The 19197-nt window shown below is 49.0% G+C and carries 15 protein-coding genes; 10 read left to right on the top strand and 5 right to left on the bottom strand.

Features of this window, described 5'->3' with window-relative positions:
- Positions 1–31: 31 nt before the first annotated feature.
- Complete coding sequence (locus RUW00_RS11055; protein ID WP_280144665.1) at positions 32–2533, bottom strand: PEP/pyruvate-binding domain-containing protein; 2502 nt, start codon at positions 2531–2533, stop codon at positions 32–34.
- A gap of 301 nt (positions 2534–2834) precedes the next feature.
- Here RUW00_RS11055 and RUW00_RS11060 point away from each other — a divergent pair, with 301 nt between their 5' ends.
- From RUW00_RS11060 to uvrA, 3 genes are all read left to right on the top strand, one after another.
- Complete coding sequence (locus tag RUW00_RS11060) at positions 2835–3071, top strand: CsbA family protein (protein WP_003151438.1); 237 nt, start codon at positions 2835–2837, stop codon at positions 3069–3071.
- A 175-nt stretch (positions 3072–3246) separates the two neighbouring features.
- Positions 3247–5232 carry an excinuclease ABC subunit UvrB gene (gene uvrB, locus RUW00_RS11065; RefSeq protein ID WP_003151439.1) on the top strand — a complete coding sequence of 662 codons (1986 nt, stop codon included), beginning with the start codon at positions 3247–3249 and terminating at the stop codon, positions 5230–5232.
- A gap of 7 nt (positions 5233–5239) precedes the next feature.
- Positions 5240–8113, top strand: a complete 2874-nt coding sequence (gene uvrA, locus RUW00_RS11070; protein WP_315956618.1) for an excinuclease ABC subunit UvrA — start codon at positions 5240–5242, stop codon at positions 8111–8113.
- Between the two features lie 48 nt (positions 8114–8161).
- On the opposite strand, the gene RUW00_RS11075 is transcribed toward uvrA, so the two are convergent.
- Positions 8162–8401, bottom strand: coding sequence for a hypothetical protein (locus RUW00_RS11075; protein ID WP_003151443.1), 240 nt, complete (start codon positions 8399–8401; stop codon positions 8162–8164).
- A gap of 197 nt (positions 8402–8598) precedes the next feature.
- Between RUW00_RS11075 and RUW00_RS11080 the strand changes: the two genes are divergently transcribed.
- The 6 genes from RUW00_RS11080 (at position 8599) to RUW00_RS11105 (ending at position 15284) form a co-directional block, all read left to right on the top strand.
- The gene (locus RUW00_RS11080) at positions 8599–8925 is read left to right on the top strand and encodes a hypothetical protein (RefSeq protein WP_003151444.1); all 327 of its coding nucleotides are present in this window, start codon (positions 8599–8601) and stop codon (positions 8923–8925) included.
- A 24-nt stretch (positions 8926–8949) separates the two neighbouring features.
- A complete protein-coding gene (locus RUW00_RS11085) occupies positions 8950–10047 on the top strand; it encodes a DUF4097 family beta strand repeat-containing protein (protein WP_007407448.1) in 1098 nt (365 codons plus the stop codon).
- 4 nt (positions 10048–10051) lie between these two features.
- Positions 10052–10246, top strand: a complete 195-nt coding sequence (locus RUW00_RS11090) for a PspC domain-containing protein (RefSeq protein WP_014418985.1) — start codon at positions 10052–10054, stop codon at positions 10244–10246.
- Complete coding sequence (locus tag RUW00_RS11095; RefSeq protein ID WP_014418984.1) at positions 10247–10606, top strand: phage holin family protein; 360 nt, start codon at positions 10247–10249, stop codon at positions 10604–10606.
- A 93-nt stretch (positions 10607–10699) separates the two neighbouring features.
- Positions 10700–14569: a metallophosphoesterase gene (locus tag RUW00_RS11100; protein WP_280144662.1), complete on the top strand. Its 3870-nt coding sequence runs from the start codon at positions 10700–10702 to the stop codon at positions 14567–14569.
- A gap of 139 nt (positions 14570–14708) precedes the next feature.
- Positions 14709–15284, top strand: coding sequence for a TetR/AcrR family transcriptional regulator (locus tag RUW00_RS11105; RefSeq protein WP_280144661.1), 576 nt, complete (start codon positions 14709–14711; stop codon positions 15282–15284).
- 144 nt (positions 15285–15428) lie between these two features.
- On the opposite strand, the gene RUW00_RS11110 is transcribed toward RUW00_RS11105, so the two are convergent.
- Genes RUW00_RS11110 through nagA form a run of 3 tightly spaced genes read right to left on the bottom strand, consistent with a single transcriptional unit; the run spans position 15429 to position 18086 of the window.
- Positions 15429–16160, bottom strand: coding sequence for a GntR family transcriptional regulator (locus tag RUW00_RS11110; RefSeq protein WP_280144660.1), 732 nt, complete (start codon positions 16158–16160; stop codon positions 15429–15431).
- Positions 16161–16173: 13 nt separating this feature from the next.
- Positions 16174–16899, bottom strand: coding sequence for a glucosamine-6-phosphate deaminase (gene nagB / locus RUW00_RS11115; RefSeq protein ID WP_014418981.1), 726 nt, complete (start codon positions 16897–16899; stop codon positions 16174–16176).
- The gene (nagA, locus tag RUW00_RS11120; protein ID WP_280144659.1) at positions 16896–18086 is read right to left on the bottom strand and encodes an N-acetylglucosamine-6-phosphate deacetylase; all 1191 of its coding nucleotides are present in this window, start codon (positions 18084–18086) and stop codon (positions 16896–16898) included. Before nagA ends, nagB begins: the two co-directional genes overlap by 4 nt.
- A 169-nt stretch (positions 18087–18255) precedes the next feature.
- Between nagA and hprK the strand changes: the two genes are divergently transcribed.
- Positions 18256–19188: an HPr(Ser) kinase/phosphatase gene (gene hprK / locus RUW00_RS11125; RefSeq protein ID WP_003151456.1), complete on the top strand. Its 933-nt coding sequence runs from the start codon at positions 18256–18258 to the stop codon at positions 19186–19188.
- Positions 19189–19197 lie beyond the last annotated feature (9 nt).

Genomic DNA, 19197 nt, shown 5'->3' on the forward strand with positions numbered 1-19197 from the left:
ACCCGCCCTGCCCGTCAATAAAGAGGGAAACCTAGCATGAAGCGCGTTTGACAATCGTAATCTTGCCGTTTGTCCCGTCCACCGTGACGATATCTCCGTCGTTGAGCCTGTCAGTCGCGGCACGTGTGCCGAGAACGGCCGGGAGCCCGTATTCTCTCGCGATGATCGCTGCATGTGACAGGATGCCGCCCGTGTCCGTAATGACGGCCTTTGCATCCTGGAACAGACTGGTCCACAGCGGTGTCGTCATTTTGCAGACAAGCACGTCTCCTGTTGAAAAACGGGAAAATTCACTTGCGTCACGAATGACTTTCACCGGGCCGCTTGCGATTCCGCTTGACGCCGCAAGTCCGTAAATTTGATGTTCAGTGTTTTTTTCATCTTCTGTGATGGAGCCGGTAATCTGTTCAGCCGTTTTCAGCTGTTCCGAAGTCGGAGTCCCGAGATAAGCGGGGGCTTCAAGCAATTGATATTGCTGGAAGAGCTGTTTTCGTTCAGCGGCTTTTTCCTGCATCGGAACCGGCGACACGAGCGCTTTCTCGACTTCATCGCTGTATAAGTACCACATATCCTCCCGATCATCGATTACGCCTTGTTTTTGAAGCAGCTCGCCGATTTTCAGAAGGCAAAGGCGCGCTTTGGCGTCCAGCATCGCATCAATATAAAAATGGTGATCATCTTTGATGACGGATGAAGACAATGTCCACTGATAATAGCGGTCAAACGTCTCCCGAAAGCCGTCACCTTCAATTCTATCCATAAAGTCGGCGTAGAGCTGTTTTCGTTTTTCTATCGTTTTATGAAACTCACTGTCAAAATCGTATCCGTTCCGGACATAGTTCTGAATGTTGGCCAAAGCGAAATAAGGGTTTTCCGCCCAAGTTTCTTCAATCAGATCATGACTTTTCACGGATCTCCAGCCGTATTCCTGTAAAAATTGACCGACTTGTTCGAGAAAGCGTTTTCCCTCATTTGATTGCAGAAGCGTCTGATGCAGCTCATCGGCATGAGAAACCGTAAAGACGCGCCGCAGCTCAGGGCTGTCTTTTACTTGTCCGGAAAGCAGCCAGAGCTGTCTGTCGGTCTCCAATGACTTATTCATGACGCCAGCCAGCATTTCGTACAGAAGGGATGTGTTTTCTTTCTCAACCTGTCCGTACATGGATTCCAGTATCATGTTTAACGCAACCTGCGGAAAGACAATATTGAAATGTTCTGCGTATCCTTTTAAATAGAAGTCTTGCAGGTTTCGGAACGCATCAAGGGCAGTCTCCGGCGTATGGTCTGTATGCGCCAGTTCGTCCAGCTTTTGATAAAAAGGCAGAAAGGTTTCCTGAATAATATCGTACATGCGGTCAGCCAAGACGGGGAAAAGCGCTTCTAACTGTTCTGCGGGCAGCTTGTCGTCCGTCTTATGCTGTCTGGAAAAAACACGGCCCTGATGAAGTTTGACACGCTCGATTTCGATGCCCATTACAGGGAATGCCTTCGTGCTCTCTTTGAGGCCGTATTCCAAAGCCGGCACAATGAGTGAGGCGAATAACGGGCTGACGGGGCCTTCAATATTGGCCTCCATATTGAGCCAAAAATCTTTCTGATCCCGGGGCGTCATGATAAATTCCCGTTCTTCGTCTGCCGCCTTCTGATCCTGCACGATCGTTGTAATCGGCCTAGCCTGAAGCAGATACAGCTTATTTTCGGCAAATCCGAATTCGAGATCCACGGGATAACCGTACAGTTCTTCCGTCTTTATCGTCAGCATGGCAAGCTCTTTGATGCTCTCGTCATCAAGGCAGAAGCGGTTTCTCATGTCAGCGGTCGTCTCTTTTTCCGTCACGCCTTCGTCTTTAGAAACGATATACATTTCTTTTAAGCCGATTTCTTTTTCAATCTGAAATGTGTCTTTATTGACGATAAATGTGTCGGGCGTCACGCTGCCGGAGACGATTGCTTCTCCGAGACCGTAGCTCGCGCTGATCATCAGCTCTCCGTCATCATGTGTGACGGGGTTGCGGCTGAAAATGACTCCTGAAACCTCGGAATTGATGAGACCTTGCACGACAACACCCATTAACGGTTCTGCGGTGTCATTGTTCATTTTCTCTTTATAACCGCTGACCCGCGCCGAGAAGAAGGAAGCCCAGCATTCTTTCACTTTTCCGAGAAACTCTTCTTCTGTTTTGATATTTAAATAGGTTTCGTACTGACCAGCGAAAGAAGCGCCTTCAAGATCTTCGGACGCGGAGGAGGAACGTACGGCGACAGAGGCGTATGATTCTCTCAATTCATAAAACGACGCGGTCAGTTCCTCCCGAAGCTCTTTTGAAAACGTGCCGTTCATAATGGCGCGCTCCATCTGTTCCTGATCTGCTTGAAGCCCGTTGTCTTCCATAAAACGTGTCAGGGCATTCGTCTGAATGATAAAACCGCCGGGAACGGGCAGCCCGTTTTTCGTCAGTTTAATCAGGTTCATTCCTTTTGCTCCTGCAGAGCGGCTCGATTCTTCCGCTTTTTGAAATCGCACTGAATACATGCGGTATGACCCCCTTTTTTTTCCTCATCCAAGAAAATGATAGTAAACACTATCATTACATTGTAAAGAGGGAGGAAGAAACTGTCAAAGATACAAAGACCTAAACCTTCTCATCCTTTCGGCTGAAGAAAGGTAATTCGATTCATCTGGTTAATGGTTCAATGGATTTATATTCACAATTTTTTTGACAGATGATTGAAGACTGCTGAAAAAGGGTATTGTGATAGCAGGGGAACGATTGTCCGATTCTTCATTTTTTACTATAATCAGATGAGATGAAGAATTCCCGAGGAGGGTTTTTGTGATTACAAAAGCCGTTTTTGCATTATGTTTCCCTTTTATGCTGGTCGTCCTTTTTACGCGCGTCACGTTTAACCACTATGTGGCGATCGCTCTCACAGCCGCACTGCTTTTCGCATCCTATTTAAAGGGTTACACCGAAACGTATTTTATCGTTGGATTGGATGTCGTATCGCTGGTGGCCGGAGGGCTGTACATGGCCAAAAAAGAAGCAGACAAAAAGAAAGACAATGCCTGACATGGTGAATATGAAATAGAATGCCTGCTTTTACGCCATAAAAGCAGGTTTTTTATACAAAAATTGACTTGGTAAAAACAAACCATCGAACTTTAGTTCGTATTTTTAGTGATTTTGCCCGTCATTGTGTTACTATATCAATAGGAAGATTTCGTAAAGAAACGGAGGCTTTTTTGTGAAAGATCGTTTTGAGTTAGTCTCGAAATATCAGCCCCAGGGAGATCAGCCGCAAGCGATTGAGAAGCTTGTCAAAGGCATACAGGAAGGCAGAAAACACCAGACTCTCCTGGGTGCGACAGGGACGGGCAAAACCTTTACCGTGTCCAATCTGATTAAAGAAGTGAATAAACCGACACTGGTCATTGCCCATAACAAAACCCTTGCCGGACAGCTGTACAGCGAGTTTAAGGAGTTTTTCCCGAACAATGCTGTCGAATATTTTGTCAGCTATTACGATTACTATCAGCCGGAGGCGTACGTGCCTCAAACGGATACTTTTATAGAGAAAGACGCAAGCATTAATGATGAAATTGATAAACTGAGACACTCCGCGACATCCTCTCTGTTTGAACGGAGAGATGTCATTATTATTGCGAGTGTGTCATGCATATACGGTCTCGGTTCGCCTGAAGAATACCGGGAAATGGTTGTGTCGCTCAGACCGGAAATGGAGATTGAGCGGAACGAGCTGCTGAGAAAGCTTGTGGATATCCAGTATGCCCGCAATGATATCGACTTTCAGCGCGGGACGTTCCGCGTGCGCGGAGACGTTGTGGAAATCTTCCCGGCTTCCCGTGACGAACATTGTATCAGAGTGGAATTTTTCGGAGATGAAATTGAGCGGATCAGAGAGGTCGACGCTTTGACCGGAGAAATTCTCGGCGACCGTGACCATGTCGCGATTTTCCCGGCTTCCCACTTCGTCACCCGGGCGGAAAAGATGGAAAAAGCGATTCTGAATATTGAACAGGAGCTTGAGGAGCGCTTGAAAGTGATGCACGAAAACGGCAAGCTCCTTGAAGCGCAGCGGCTTGAGCAGCGGACGAGATATGATCTTGAAATGATGCGGGAAATGGGTTTTTGCTCAGGGATCGAGAACTATTCAAGACATTTGACGCTCCGACCGCCGGGCTCTACGCCGTATACGCTGCTTGATTATTTTCCGGATGATTTTATGATTGTCGTTGATGAATCACATGTGACGATTCCGCAGGTGCGCGGCATGTTCAACGGTGACCAGGCGAGAAAACAGGTGCTTGTCGATCACGGGTTCCGCCTGCCGTCAGCGCTTGACAACCGTCCGCTCCGATTCGAGGAATTTGAGAAACACATGCACAATATCGTGTACGTGTCGGCGACTCCGGGACCGTATGAAATTGAGCATACGCCGGAAATGATCGAGCAGATCATCAGACCGACGGGACTCCTCGATCCCCTCATTGACGTCCGGCCGATCGAAGGACAGATTGATGATCTGATCGGCGAGATACAGGCGAGGATTGAACGGAATGAACGCGTTCTCGTGACGACTTTAACGAAAAAAATGTCAGAGGATCTGACCGATTATCTCAAGGAAATCGGCATCAAGGTCAATTATCTGCATTCCGAGATTAAGACGCTTGAACGGATTGAAATCATCCGTGACCTCCGCCTCGGAAAACATGATGTGTTAATCGGCATCAACCTGCTGAGGGAAGGGCTTGATATTCCGGAAGTGTCACTTGTCGCCATTCTCGATGCGGATAAAGAAGGCTTTCTCCGTTCTGAGCGTTCGCTGATTCAGACGATCGGACGGGCGGCACGAAACGCGGAAGGCCGCGTCATCATGTATGCCGATAAAATCACGAATTCGATGGAAATCGCGATTAATGAAACGAAGCGCCGCCGGGAACAGCAGGAGCGCTTTAACGAAATTCACGGCATTACGCCGCAAACGATCAATAAGGAAATCCGCGATGTGATCCGCGCGACGCAGGCCGCTGAGGATAAAGAAGAATATAAAACAAAAGCCGCGCCTAAACTGGCGAAGATGACGAAGAAAGAACGCCAGAAAGTCGTTGAGCAAATGGAGCACGAAATGAAAGAAGCGGCCAGAGCGCTTGATTTCGAGCGGGCGGCAGAGCTTCGTGATTTACTGTTAGAGCTTAAAGCGGAAGGATGATGAACACATGGCAATTGACCGGATCGAGGTGAAAGGCGCAAGGGCGCACAATTTAAAAAACATTGATGTAACGATTCCGCGGGATCAGCTCGTCGTCGTGACGGGGCTGTCCGGATCGGGAAAATCATCCCTTGCCTTTGACACCATTTACGCGGAAGGACAGAGGCGGTATGTTGAATCGCTTTCTGCCTATGCGCGCCAATTTTTAGGGCAGATGGATAAGCCGGACGTTGATGCGATCGAAGGGCTTTCTCCGGCGATCAGCATTGACCAGAAAACAACAAGCCGCAATCCGCGGTCAACCGTCGGAACGGTAACGGAGATTTATGATTATCTCCGGCTGCTGTACGCGAGAGTCGGGAAGCCGCACTGCCCGGAGCACGGCATTGAAATTACGTCGCAAACGATTGAACAGATGGTTGACCGGATTCTTGAATATCCGGAGCGGACGAAGCTTCAAGTGCTTGCGCCGATCATCTCAGGCAGAAAAGGCGCCCATGTCAAAGTGCTTGACCAAATCAGAAAGCAAGGTTACGTAAGGGTGCGGATTGACGGAGAAATGGCCGAGCTTTCCGACGAGATTGAACTTGAAAAAAACAAAAAGCATTCTATTGAAGTAGTCATTGACCGGATTGTCGTCAAGGAAGGGGTTGCCGCCCGGCTTTCCGACTCACTGGAAACCGCGCTCCGCTTAGGGGAAGGCCGTGTCATGATAGATATCATCGGTCAGGAGGAGCTGATGTTCAGCGAGCATCACGCCTGTCCGCTGTGCGGTTTTTCTATCGGAGAGCTTGAACCCCGGCTGTTTTCGTTTAACAGCCCGTTCGGCGCCTGCCCGACTTGTGACGGTCTCGGCTTGAAGCTGGAAGTGGACCCTGAGCTCGTCATTCCCAATCCTGAGCTGTCATTAAAAGAACACGCCATCGCGCCGTGGACGCCGATCAGTTCACAATATTATCCGCAGCTGCTTCAGGCGGTCTGCCGCCATTACGGCATTGATATGGAGACTCCGGTCAAAGACCTGCCGAAGCATCAGCTTGATAAAGTGCTGTACGGCAGCGGCGATGAACGGATCTACTTTAAATACGAGAATGATTTCGGACAAGTGCGCGAAAATGAAATTGAATTTGAAGGTGTGCTGCGCAATATCGAGAGACGGTATAAAGAGACAAGCTCCGATTATATCCGTGAACAGATGGAGCAGTACATGTCACAGAAGCCGTGCCCGACGTGCAAAGGCTACCGGCTGAAGAAAGAAGCGCTTGCCGTTTTGGTTAACGGGCGCCATATCGGCACCATTACCGAGCTTTCCGTCGGCGATGCGCTGGAATTTTTCAAAAACCTGACGCTGTCTGAGAAAGATATGCAGATTGCCGATTTAATTTTAAGAGAGATTGTTGAGCGGCTCAGCTTCTTAGATAAAGTCGGTCTTGATTACCTGACGCTGAGCCGGGCGGCGGGAACGCTGTCAGGCGGAGAAGCCCAGCGCATCAGGCTTGCGACGCAGATCGGCTCCCGTTTGTCAGGCGTCCTGTACATTCTTGATGAGCCGTCCATCGGCCTTCACCAGCGTGACAATGACCGTCTGATCAGTGCGCTGAAAAACATGAGGGATCTCGGCAACACACTGATTGTCGTTGAGCATGATGAAGATACGATGATGGCTGCCGATTATTTGATAGATATCGGTCCGGGCGCCGGCATTCACGGCGGCCGCGTCATATCGGCGGGGACGCCTGAAGAAGTGATGAATGATGCGGACTCTCTGACCGGACGTTATTTGTCAGGGGCTCAATTCATCCCTATGCCTCCGGAGAGAAGAAAGCCTGACGGCCGGTTCATTGAAATTAAGGGCGCTTCAGAAAACAACCTGAAAAAAGCGAACGCCAAATTTCCGCTCGGCACTTTTACGGCGGTGACAGGTGTGTCCGGTTCCGGAAAAAGCACGCTTGTGAATGAAATTCTGCATAAGGCGCTTGCGCAAAAGCTTCATAAAGCCAAAGCGAAACCGGGAAGCCATAAAGAAATCAAAGGCCTTGACCACCTTGATAAGGTGATCGACATCGACCAGGCACCGATCGGCCGGACACCGAGATCAAACCCGGCAACTTACACGGGTGTGTTTGATGATATCCGCGATGTATTCGCGCAGACAAATGAAGCAAAGGTGCGCGGCTATAAAAAAGGCCGGTTCAGTTTTAATGTAAAAGGGGGGCGCTGTGAGGCCTGCCGCGGCGACGGCATCATCAAAATTGAGATGCACTTCCTTCCTGACGTGTACGTTCCGTGTGAAGTGTGCCACGGCAAACGTTACAACCGGGAAACGCTTGAGGTCACATACAAAGGAAAAAGCATTTCTGACGTTCTGGATATGACGGTGGAAGATGCTCTGTCTTTCTTTGAAAATATCCCGAAAATCAAACGCAAGCTTCAAACGCTTGCCGATGTCGGACTCGGGTATGTGACGCTCGGCCAGCCGGCGACGACGCTGTCAGGCGGAGAAGCGCAGCGCGTCAAGCTTGCTTCCGAACTGCATAAGCGTTCCACCGGCCGGACGCTGTATATTTTGGACGAACCGACGACAGGCCTCCACGTTGATGATATCGCAAGGCTTTTGGTTGTGCTTCAAAGACTCGTCGATAACGGAGATACCGTTTTGGTCATTGAACACAATCTCGATATCATTAAAACGGCGGACTACATCGTCGATCTGGGACCTGAAGGCGGAGCGGGCGGCGGCATGATCGTAGCCTCCGGGACGCCTGAAGAAGTTGTCGAAGTGAAAGAATCATATACGGGCCGCTATCTGAAACCGGTAATAGAACGTGATAAAAAACGGATGAAAACATTGCTGGCCGAAAAAGAAACGGCAGCCACGTAATAGATCAATAAAAACAGCCCAAAACTCATCGGTTTTGGGCTGTTGTTGTTACAGGCTTTTTTTCTGTTGGGGAAGCTGTCTGCTTAAATGCATTAAGTCCTGCAGAATATGGGTGCTGCTGCTGTCCAGCAGCACTTTTATATATTGGATATCATGGGAAATGGGAAGAGGGGCTGCTTTGATCTGTTCCAATTCAGCCAGCATTTCGCTGTTCATTCTTTTCTGTTCGCGAATTAAATTTCGAAGACTCTCTTCCGTTACTTGGGCGTTTTCGGGATCTTTCTCCATTTGTATGTCCTCCTTGCATACGGTCAGGCTTTGTTACATATTGTAATCGGTTCGGGGAAAAGATTCTATAGTGAAATCTCTGAAATCAAAAATTACGTATAACGAAGCATGTCCTTAGCATGAAAATGAAACCCGCCCATTCGTCATACGTATGTATAAGGAAGGGTTTTTACATTACGGCACAGGGAGTGTTTTTATTGAACCGAAATCAAGCGATTATCGCATCAATCTGTTATTTCAGCGTGTTTCTCGCGCCGCTCATTCTTCCGATTGTGGCTTACTTTGTCGTCGATGAAAAAGAGACGAAGCGGCATGCCATGCGCGCTCTGATTTCCCATATCATTCCGTTTGCGGGATTGCTGATTGTGACCGCGGGTGTTGTCGGCGGATTGATTACGGCTCAAGGGGAGAGTATGGTGCCCGTTTTTGTTATGATAACAGGAGCAGCTGTTTATTTTCTGATCCTCATCGGAATGGTCATTTGGAATATCGTGCAGGGAATTAAGGTGTTACGCCAGGTGTAAGAAAAGTCGGGGGAGGAGTTTTGTATGAAACAGGAGAAAGAACGGATTTTAAAGCTTGTGGAAGACGGCATGCTGACGGCGCAGGAAGCACTGACGCTCATTGAAAAACTGGATCATGAATATAAAGAAAAAGAAGAGCAGATCACCGCATTATCTGCGGAGGTCCAGGAACCTGCGGAAGATTTCGAAAGCGGGGCAAAAGGAAGTCAAAAGCCGTCGCTCGGGGCGAAGCTGTTCGACTGGATTGATTCTGCCGTCAAAAAAGTGAAGGAAGCGGATCTTGATCTGAATTTCGGCCACGCACACGAAGTGCAGCATATTTTTCAATTTAAAGACAGTGAATTCTCGGCCATTGATATGCAGATCGCAAACGGCAGCGTCAATATCGTGCCGTGGGCGGATGAAGATATCAGAGCGGAGTGCCAGGCGAAAGTGTACCGGGCGGACAGTCAGGAGGCGGCGCGCACCGCATTTCTTCAGCACATTGAGTGTGAAGTGAAGGGCAATAAGTTTTTTGTCCGCACGGAAAAGAAAACGATGAAAACCAATGTCACGCTTTATGTTCCCCAGAAAGAGTACGATAAGATAAGAGTGAAGCTGTTTAACGGACCGATCAGAGGGGAACATTTACATGTAAAAGAATTCTCGGCGAAAACGACAAACGGCGTTCTGTCATTTTCTCATTTGACGGCTGATAAAGCGTCGGCGGAAACAGCTAACGGACAAATCAAACTGGCCGGACATCAATGCGGAGCGATTGAAGCGGAAACGATCAACGGCTTGATTGATTTGCGCGGATCGAGTGAATCCATTGACGTTCAAAGCTTTAACGGCAATATCATGCTTACCGTGACAGCGCCGCACTGCCGCTCCATCTACACGAAAACGACGACCGGAAACGTGGAGATCGCTCTGCCTGATGATTCGGCGGTGAAAGCGGAGCTGAAAAGCAATCTCGGCTCTCTCAGCCATGAGCTGATTGATGCGGAAATTTTAAAGGAAAAGAATGATACCATTCAAAAAGAACTGATGCTGGCATCAAATCAAGGCCATGATCAGCATCTCTCGATTTTCTCAGAATCGTTAACAGGAGCCATTAAGCTCAAGCATACTCAGAGGTGATTGGATGAAAAGACTTTACCGTTCAGAAAAAAATCGTAAAATTGCCGGCGTCGTCGGCGGTTTGGCGGAGTACATCAATATGGATGCGTCGCTTTTGCGCATTATCACCGTTGTATTAGCGCTTGTCATGCCGGGAATCGTGCCGATTGTATATATTATCTGGTGTTTTGTTGTACCTTTAGAAGGAGATTTGAAATAAATGATCAAATGGGCAGTCAGCATTTTAGTAAATGCGTTATTATTAATCGTTATCGCGGGATATTTTGATTCCGTCCATATCAGCAGTATCGGAGCGGCTGTCATCGCCAGTGTGATTCTTTCTGTGTTAAATGTGCTGATCAAACCGATCATCGTCATATTGACATTGCCTGTCACGGTTGTGACCCTCGGCCTCTTTCTGTTTGTCATCAACGCCATTACGTTAATGATGACCGCAGCCTTGATGGGAGACAGCTTTCAGATTGATGGGTTCGGCACCGCCATTTGGGCATCCGTCGTGCTGTCCGTTTTCCACTTGCTGATCCAAAAAGGCATATTGGAGCCGCTTAGAAAAGGGTAAAAAACGAGCTGTCCCGAGAGGGCAGCTTTTTTATGTGCGTTTTACATAAGCGGCGGCCTCCTGACGCAACATAATGCATAGGGAGGTAATGAGATGAAACTTGTGATGACGCTCTTTTTTCTGATTGGTTTGCTTTGTGTGAGTCCTTCTGCGGATGCGGCGCGCAAAGAATCGGCAATCCCCGTGAATCAGCAGGAATTCGGACAGCCGCCTCATTACATACCGCTTCTGGAGAACCCTCCCCAAATCGAAGTAAAGGCGGAAATGAAAAGAAACCTGTTCATACAGGCTCATGTACGGAATGCTGACTATCAAGCGTTTTCGGCGTTTCTTTTTTATAAACAAAGCAATGAGCTGGGGTTTAAAATGGTGCCGATGGAGCCCGCGCCAGGCGCAATCCGGCTGTTTACGGCCCAGGTTTCAAAACGGGATATCTGGAATGGAGAATTGGAATATTACCTCGTTTTCACCAATGGCAGACAGCGGGCGGAATCGGAGAAAAAGCGGCTGAAGCTGGACGGCTATCAAGCCGATTTGAATCATATTCCCGAGCTGATGATTACGGAACTTGCGGTTGATACGAAAAATGAAGACGGCGCTGATGCCTATGAATTTATCGAGGTGTATAACACGACGGACAGGCCCATTCATTTTAAAGACTATCATATCCGCTACCGCTATCCGAAGGAAGGGCCGGAATCAGACATGATATGGAGGCCGAAAGAAGATACCGTCATTCCGTCAGGCGGGACTTACGTGTTTTGGCTGAGACGCGCCGCATCAGAACTGACGATAGATGATTTCAACCGCTATTACGGGACACGCCTGAAGGAGGGAAAACATCTCGCCGTCATCGAAGGGACGGACGGAATGTCCAACGGCCGCCCGCGTACGGTGGTGCTGTCGGCAAATACCGGAAAGGGTATCGCCTCAGCGCATTACCGTAAACACGCTTTCCGCCGGCTGACTTCTTTGCTGTACAAATATCCGCTGAACGGAACGGGAGAATTGCTGAAGATCTCCACGAGCGAGCATAAGCCGTCACCGGGCTCCGTTTTTCAGGCGCAGATCCCGCAGCAGAAAAGGGTGATAAAACCTGACAAGGAAAAACCGGTCATCGAAGACCTTACAGACAGAAAGCCCGTCCGGCCCGCTGAAAGCATTGAATTAAAGGCTGACATAAAAGACAAAAACCTTGTCAAAACAGCCGCGTTTTATTACCGGACCAATGAGAAAAAACCATTCAAACGAATTCTGGCCGAAAAAGACCGTAACGACAGCTTATACCATCACATTCTTTATTCCCCGGAACTGCTCGGCCAGGATCAGCTTGAGTATTATATCGCAGCCAGTGATGGAGAAAATGAAGCAAAAACGCCCGTCAAGATGATTGACATTGAACAGACGAGCAAATCACACGGACTCAGAATGAATGTTGAACCCGAAGATACGATATCCGGCACCTATCTGCTCAAAGCGACTTCCGACGTCAGCCCCGATAAGATCAAGCTGTGGATTGACGGCAAACGGCAGGAGACCCGGCCGGCCTTGGAAAAAGAAGTCTATTTCGCCTTCGATGCCCGGAAAACGAATCTTTATTTTCAAAACACCGTCATGATGGAAAACGAGGTGCTGCACATTTTTGACGATCCGTCTCACCGCTACAGAACACACTCGGTTCTCCTTCCGGAACGTCTGCTGCAAAAAGGGGGCAAAACACAGAAAGTATCCATCCGTTCGGGCTCAAAGGTTTCTCCGTATGACACGGGAGAGAATCGGGATGATTTTGTCGTGAAACATGCCCGTCTGGTGCTTTCGGACGGAACGGTGATCAAAGATGGGAAGACGGACCCGGCTGAGCAGCTGTTTATCGGTGACGGCAGGCGGGCGAATCAGCAGAAGACCTTCTCATTCCGCCTGCCGGATCATTTGTTTACGTCACGGCTGCTGCCGTGGAACACGGCGAAGCTTTCTGAAGGCTATCACCATATTTTTGTTAGCGACGGTGAGGAGCAGCTGAGCCAGTCTGTGCGGGTGGACAATACGGGGCCGAAGATTGTCCCGAATATTAAAGAAGGCGCGGCGCTGAAAGGTAATGTTGAGCTGAATGCGGACATCCGTGACAAATGGAGCAAAGTGGAAGAGGTCAAAGCGTTTTTGGACGGAGAAAGCATTACGCTCCCGCATCACACGTCATCAGCCGATCTTAAGCCCGGAAAGCATACCCTTACTATCATTGCGGCAGACCTTGCCGGAAATGAAACAACCTCCGTCCGCACCTTCCATATCAAACGGGAGGAGCCGAACCAGCCGGAGCTTGCCGATCAAAAAATCGGCGCCCACAAAGCAAAGCTGTCCGTCCGGGTAAAAGACCCGACGAAGGATGACATGAATGTATCATTTTACCGGGGCTTCCGTTATACCGCGCGGAATCCGGGCAGCGTGAAAGTGTATAAACACGCCTCATTAACGGAACCGCCGAGGGGCATAAAAGAAAATGAAATGCCGTTTACCCTGCCTGAAATGAACCGCATCTCGGCAAATGACGGAAAAACCGTTTCGACGGAAAGTATGGAGCGTTTTCCTTATCACCGATTCGAAGTCTCCGTTGACCCGTCTATCGACGAAACGGATCTGGCCGAGGCGGTCTGGAAAGGAAGCTCTCTGCCCGGCCGAAAGGTAACTATGTATATTTGGAATTACCGGACAAGCCGCTGGCAGGAGGCGGACAGCGTCCTTGCCAAAGATAAAAAGCCGTTTACATTAAAAGCCGCCGTTTCCGCAGCGGATGTGGTGAAGAACTCAAAAATGAATGTCATCGTGCAGGATCAAATACCGGCGAAAGGCAATTACACGTTTGTCTGGATGTCGGATACACAGTATTACGCACAAGGGCACCCGCACATTTTTGACAAAATGACGGAGTGGATCAAAGAAAATAAGGAAAAGCACAATATTAAATATGTCTTTCATACCGGTGATATCGTCGATGATTCAATGGTGATGAAACAGTGGAAAAACGCCGATCACTCCATGCGGACGCTTGACAAGGCGGGGATTCCGTACGGAGTGCTTGCCGGCAATCACGACGTCGGCCATAAAGACGGCACATACCGAACCTTCGGGGATTTCTTCGGGAGCCGACGGTTTGAACAGAACATGCATTACGGCGGATCATACAAAAATAACCGCGGGCATTATGACCTGCTGTCGGCAAGCGGGAACGATTTTATTATGATTTATATGGGCTGGGGCATTGGGGAACAAGAGATTGACTGGATCAATCAAGTGCTAAAGAGGTATCCGGACCGAACCGCCATCTTATGCTTTCATGAGTACTTGCTTGTGAGCGGAAATCGAAGTCCGATCGGGGAAACGATCTATCGAAAAGTCGTCAAGCCGAATCGCAATGTGGCGATGGTATTAAGCGGCCATTACCATAACGCCATGAAAAAAACCGATGCGCTTGACGATGACGGGGACGGAAAACCGGACCGCCTCGTCCACCAAATTCTGACCGACTACCAGGACGGTCCGGAAGGAGGACAGGGCTTTATGCGCATGATGCAATTCGATCAGGCCGCCAATCAGGTTCACATGTTCTCCTACTCGCCGTACACGGATGACATCAATTACTATGACACCGATCTGTTCGCTGATAAAGACGAATTCTCAGCAGAAATGGATTTACAGCCGAAGAGGAAAAGGGTGGCGACCGATTATTTTGAATGCAACGTTTATACGAACGAACTGCTCGGTCATAAAAAACACGTAAAAAGCGGAAAAACCGCAAATTGGATCTGGGACGGCCTGCAGCCTGATTCCGTTTATTACTGGTACACCGTCGTTAAGGACCCGTACAACGGCAAAACAATATCACCGCTGTGGATGTTCAAAACGGGAAATACGCCGTATCGCCCGGCTCCGGATCAGTTTGATTTCAGGCATGCCTCAACCCCATAAAAATACAGCCTGCTGATCACTCAGAAGAAAATCTGACGGTCAGCAGGATTTTTTCTGTACGATAAGTGCTTTTGACTTTTTTATGTCCCTTTTCTATACTAAAATCGATTGGTTTTCGTAATATGCAGGAGGAAACATAATGAACAGTAAAACCGGGACAAAAGAAAGAATTATTCAAACCTCTGCATATCTTTTTCAGATTCAGGGATACCATGCGACTGGTTTGAACCAAATTATAAAAGAGAGCGGAGCACCCAGGGGGTCTGTGTATCATCACTTTCCAAACGGAAAAGTAGAACTCGCCATTGCGGCGATCAAATATACGGGAAGATGCGTTGAAAAGCAAATACAGAATAGTATGTCTCAATTCGCGGACCCTATAGAAGCGATTCAGCACTTTATTCATGTAACTGCTGAACAGTTTAATGATCCGCAGAATATTGAGGGCGTGCCGGTTGGATTGCTGGCGGGTGAGACCGCTCTGATCAATGAAACGTTAAGATGCACATGTGTTGAGGTGTTCAAGAAGTGGACGGATGTGTTTGCGGCAAAATTTCTTGAGCATGGGTTTGAACAAGAGGAAGCGGAGAAGCTCGGGGTGACAATCAACTCGATGATTGAAGGCGCAATCATGTTTTCACTGGCTCATAAAAACAAAGAACCGCTGCTGCTGATTTCAAAACAGGTTCCGTATATTGTCCAAAACAGAGGGTAGCATTTTATGACTCTTTTCTTTATAAAAATAGCTACCAGAACCCCGGCCTCTTTGTTTTGACAGAGTCATAGAGAACATTCACCGGCTTGATTTGAAAATGGCAGATCAAAAAAACATCTCCAACCCGTAACGGTTGGAGATGTTTCATTTCACCCTGTCCATATAATGCACGAATGTGTAGCGGTCGCCTCTGTAGGCGGATTTGACGTGCTCAAAGGCAGTGCCGTCCGCCAGATAAGTGGTCCGCTTGATATAGAGGACGGGGGCGCCGGGCTGGATACCGAGCAGCTCAGCTTCTTCCTCGGAAGCGACTCCCGGTTCAAGCTCTTGTTTTGCCCGTGAGATCGGCATCTGATTGTACGCTTCAATATGCTCATACATGGATGATTGAAAATGGGAGGCGTCCAGTTTTCCCGCCTTGTCAAACGGGATGTACGAGGCTTCAATCGCCATCGGGATATCATTCGCCAGCCGGACGCGGATGATTTTATGAAGCGTTGCCGGATAGCCGCATCCCAGGATAGAAGATAATTCTTCCGTCGCCTGAATCAGCTGGTATTCGGCAAGTCTGCTCCCCGGCTTCATGCCCCGGCTTCTCATATCTTCCGTAAAGCTTGTCAGCCCTTGAAGCGGCTGTTCCATCTTCAGTTTGCTGACGAACGTTCCCCGGCCTTTCTGCCTATATAAAAATCCTTCATTCACCAGATTGGAAAGCGCTTGGCGCACCGTCATTCGGCTGATGCCGAATTGTTCGGCGTATTCCCGCTCCGACGGAAGCAGCGCATCCGCTTTCAGCTCGCCGTTTTTGATTTGTGTTTTTAATTGTTCCATAATCTGAAAGTAAATCGGAATCGGAGATTGTTTATCAATCTGCATAGGTCAAATCCTTTCAATCGCCGCCCGCAGCCTTTTCATCAATCAAGACCGTCACATCCGGATGCGCGTGCAGGGCGGAGGCGGGGAATGCTTCGCTGATGCGCCCGTCCAGAAGCTGCTTCACCGCGTGGGCCTTGCTTTTTCCGGATGCCATGATCAAAATCCGTTTGCCGGACAAAATCGTCCCGATCCCCATTGTCAGGGCTTTTACAGGGACTTGATCAATTGACGGAAAGTACCGCGCATTCGCCTGTCTTGTCTCTTCATTCAGCTCAACAACATGGGTTCGGGATTCAAATGGCGTCCCGGGTTCATTAAAGCCGATATGGCCGTTGTGTCCGATGCCTAAAAGCTGTATATCCGCTCCGCCGAGTGTTTGAATCAATCGGTCATAGCGTCCGCATTCGGCATCAAGATCGTCTGCCCGTCCGTCAGGGAGAAAGTGGCGGTCCTTTCGGCTGTCGATATGTGCAAAAAAATGTGTATTCATATAATAATGATAGCTGTTTTTGTCCTCGGGAGAAAGCCCGGCGTATTCATCAAGGTTGATCGTCGTGACATTTCGGAATGACAAGCCCTCTGAGCGGTGCATCCGCACAAGTTCTTTGTATACGCCTTCAGGAGTGCCCCCCGTCGCAAGGCCGAGAACGGCATCCGGCTTTTGTTTCACTGTTTCAGCGATAATCGCTGCGGCTTTTTCACTTAATTCTTCATAATGTCTGCATGTGATAACGTTCATGTCCAATCAGCCTCCCTTGAGATATATGCGGTGTTTCCGCGGCAAATCGTGGCTAGCACGCCGCACTGTCCGTCCGTCAGAACAACGTCGGCGTCTTTTCCTTCGGCGATGCTTCCTTTACGGTCGAATATGCCGAGGCGGCGGGCCGCATTTGCCGATGTCATATTTGCTATATCCAGCCATGAGCAGTTTGTAAACCTGCGCATGAGCGCTGCGCCTTCATTCATTTTTAAAATGGAACCGGCCAGCGTCCCGTCAGAGAGAAGCGCCGTGTCCCCGCGAACGGTGACTTTTTGTCCGCCGAACTCGTATTCTCCGTCCTTAAGCCCTTTTGCCCGCATGGAGTCTGTAATCATGATCAGGTTTTGGCTTCCTTTCGCCAAATAGGCAAGCTTTACAGCCAGAGGATGGGAATGAATGCCGTCAGTGATCAGCTCCGCCGTGATGCGGCCGCAGGCGAGAGCCGTACCGATGCCCCCCGGCTCACGGTGATGAAAGGAGCTCATGGCATTGAAGAGGTGCGTCATATGCACCGCCCCGGCATCCGCCGCTTTTTGTAAAAGCTCGGCTCCTGCGTCTGTGTGTCCCATTGACGGGATGATGTTTTGGTTTTTTAAATAACGGATCAGGCTGAAATCAGGATCTTCTTCCGGCGCAAGCGTCACGATTTTGATCATCCCTCCCGAGAGCCGTTCCCATTTCTGAAAGAGCCCGGCATCAGCAGGAGTAATCCATTGTTTCGGCTGTGCTCCCGCCTTTTTCGGAGAGACAAACGGTCCTTCTAAATGAATGCCGATCAACTCAGCGCCTTTTTGGGCCTGCGGTGAGGAAGACGCCCATTTTTTGGCGTTGACGAGCGCTTTTTCAATGTTTTCGTGCTGCTGTGTGATCGTTGTCGCTAGAAAAGAGGTTGTTCCTTCTTCGGGCAGCCGGGCGGACATTGTATCAAGAGCTGCAACATCAGCATCCATCGTATCTGCGCCGTATCCGCCGTGAATATGAATATCAATCATTCCGGGAAGCGCATACGAGCCCGCGGGCGCCTTCCATTCCTTCTCATACGTTTCTTGCGGTCTTGTTTTCCCCGCGTAAGCAATGATGCCGTTCTTTATACCGAGAAATCCGTTTCGGATGATTTCTTCTTCTGTTACGATGTCCGCACCGCTGATTAACAAGCTTTCAGCCACTTTAAAACACGCCTTTCTGGTTAGTTGTTAGTTTTATTTTACTCCTTTTCAGACTAGTTATCTAGACCAGTTATGCCGGAATTGTATAAATCTGTTTTGGTTCAGACAGTAAAGTGATAAAATATAACTGTTCAAAGCTCGGAACATCCCAGAACAGGAGGAACATATCTTGGCAAAGGTTCGGACCAAAGACGTAATGGAGCAGTTCCATTTAGAATTGATCAGCGGAGAAGAAGGGATTAACCGCCCGATTACGATGAGTGATTTATCACGGCCCGGTATTGAAATCGCCGGTTATTTTACATATTACCCGAGAGAACGGGTGCAGCTTTTAGGAAAAACGGAGCTGTCATTTTTCGATCAGCTTCCCGAGGAAGATAAGAAACAGCGGATGAAATCGCTGTGCACCGATGTGACGCCGGCTATCATACTTTCCAGAGATATGCCGATCCCGCCGGAGCTTGTAGAAGCTTCCGAGCAAAACGGCGTGCCTGTGCTCAGATCCCCTCTGAAAACAACCAGGCTGTCAAGCCGGCTGACGAATTTTCTTGAGAGCCGTCTCGCGCCGACAACGGCCATTCACGGCGTGCTTGTGGATATATACGGCGTCGGCGTGCTCATTACGGGAAAAAGCGGAGTCGGTAAAAGTGAAACGGCGCTGGAGCTTGTCAAACGAGGCCATCGTCTTGTCGCGGATGACTGCGTTGAAATCCGGCAGGAGGATCAGGATACCCTTGTCGGGAACGCGCCTGATCTGATTGAGCATCTGCTCGAAATCAGGGGGCTCGGCATTATAAATGTCATGACGCTGTTCGGAGCGGGCGCCGTCAGAAGCAATAAAAGAATTACAATCGTCATGGACCTTGAGCTTTGGGAGCAAGGGAAACAATACGACCGTCTCGGACTTGAAGAAGAAAAAATGAAAATCATTGATACGGAAATTACAAAACTGACCATTCCCGTTCGCCCGGGGCGGAATCTCGCCGTTATTATCGAAGTTGCGGCGATGAACTTCAGATTGAAGCGGATGGGCTTAAATGCTGCCGAGCAATTCACGAATAAGCTGGCGGATGTCATTGAGGACGGCGAACAAGACGAATAGGAGTTGGCA

The sequence above is a fragment of the Bacillus sp. IS1 genome, assembly GCF_032461585.1.
GTDB lineage: Bacteria > Bacillota > Bacilli > Bacillales > Bacillaceae > Bacillus > Bacillus velezensis.

What these genes read in the sequence shown, in the direction of transcription:
- RUW00_RS11075 (WP_003151443.1), bottom strand. Translation starts at nt 8,401, where the DNA reads ATGGAGAAAGATCCCGAAAACGCCCAAGTAACGGAAGAGAGTCTTCGA.
- uvrA (WP_315956618.1), top strand. Translation starts at nt 5,240, where the DNA reads ATGGCAATTGACCGGATCGAGGTGAAAGGCGCAAGGGCGCACAATTTA.
- RUW00_RS11105 (WP_280144661.1), top strand. Translation starts at nt 14,709, where the DNA reads ATGAACAGTAAAACCGGGACAAAAGAAAGAATTATTCAAACCTCTGCA.
- RUW00_RS11055 (WP_280144665.1), bottom strand. Translation starts at nt 2,533, where the DNA reads ATGTATTCAGTGCGATTTCAAAAAGCGGAAGAATCGAGCCGCTCTGCA.
- RUW00_RS11085 (WP_007407448.1), top strand. Translation starts at nt 8,950, where the DNA reads ATGAAACAGGAGAAAGAACGGATTTTAAAGCTTGTGGAAGACGGCATG.
- nagB (WP_014418981.1), bottom strand. Translation starts at nt 16,899, where the DNA reads ATGAACGTTATCACATGCAGACATTATGAAGAATTAAGTGAAAAAGCC.
- RUW00_RS11090 (WP_014418985.1), top strand. Translation starts at nt 10,052, where the DNA reads ATGAAAAGACTTTACCGTTCAGAAAAAAATCGTAAAATTGCCGGCGTC.
- RUW00_RS11100 (WP_280144662.1), top strand. Translation starts at nt 10,700, where the DNA reads ATGAAACTTGTGATGACGCTCTTTTTTCTGATTGGTTTGCTTTGTGTG.
- RUW00_RS11110 (WP_280144660.1), bottom strand. Translation starts at nt 16,160, where the DNA reads ATGCAGATTGATAAACAATCTCCGATTCCGATTTACTTTCAGATTATG.
- RUW00_RS11095 (WP_014418984.1), top strand. Translation starts at nt 10,247, where the DNA reads ATGATCAAATGGGCAGTCAGCATTTTAGTAAATGCGTTATTATTAATC.